Genomic DNA, 252 nt, shown 5'->3' on the forward strand with positions numbered 1-252 from the left:
TTAATTATATCGAGTGCGATTACAATCGCTGGCGTCGTCACAGTGCCTGTGGCGGTCTTAGCCCGGAACAGTTTGAAAACCAAAACCTCGCTTAGGGCCGTGTCCACATTACGTGGGTAGGATCAAACTCGCCGCTGAGAATGCCCGCCTCAAACGCCAACTGGCTGAACGGGACGAGGAACTGGCCATTCTCCAAAAGGCCGCGACATACTTCGCCAAGCGCCTGAAATGAAGTATGTCTTTATCGAAAAG

1 protein-coding gene and 1 pseudogene are annotated in these 252 nt (G+C 52.0%); both read left to right on the forward strand.

The genetic code is table 11. The features are described from left to right. Positions 1–95: IS3 family transposase (locus tag AC2AXP_RS22820; protein WP_130960768.1), on the forward strand; the 95-nt coding region annotated here is incomplete at its 5' end. A 41-nt stretch (positions 96–136) separates the two neighbouring features. Continuing rightward, positions 137–252: pseudogene (locus AC2AXP_RS22825) on the forward strand (IS3 family transposase); the annotation flags it as partial.

This window comes from Serratia sp. Sp408 (genome assembly GCF_057180665.1).